Source organism: Streptomyces pseudogriseolus (assembly GCA_002154585.1).
In the GTDB taxonomy this organism is placed as follows: domain Bacteria; phylum Actinomycetota; class Actinomycetes; order Streptomycetales; family Streptomycetaceae; genus Streptomyces; species Streptomyces pseudogriseolus.
In genome coordinates this window covers 423-727 of record MUNG01000626.1, presented here as the reverse complement: position 1 = coordinate 727, position 305 = coordinate 423, and the positions used below count along the sequence as shown (strand labels likewise).

Annotated in this window: 1 protein-coding gene; it reads right to left on the bottom strand. The window is 74.1% G+C overall.

The window, feature by feature from the left end; genetic code table 11:
• The coding region (locus CCN29_RS33550; RefSeq protein WP_442538664.1) for a SpnB-like Rossmann fold domain-containing protein at positions 1 to 305 on the bottom strand (305 nt) is incomplete at both ends.

Here is a 305-nt window from a genome sequence, read left to right as displayed (position 1 = left end):
ACCCGTCCCAGGCCCCAGACGCCGGCCTGTGCCGGATCGGCGGGGATGCCGTCCGGACCGTGACCGGCGTGCGTGACCACCCACAGCGGCGCGCTCACGGAGGCGTCGCCGAAGGCCTGTACCAGGGCCAGGGTGTCGGCGACCGCGGTGACCACGGCGGGGGTCGCCGTGGGAAGGGTGCCGTCGTCGGTGGCGGGTGCGGGGTGTGACAGGCAGGAGAGCACGCCCGTCGGCGTGTCGTTCCCGACAGCCGTCTCCAACAGGAGGGTCAGCCCCTTGCGGTCCCGTACGTCGCAGTCCACGCG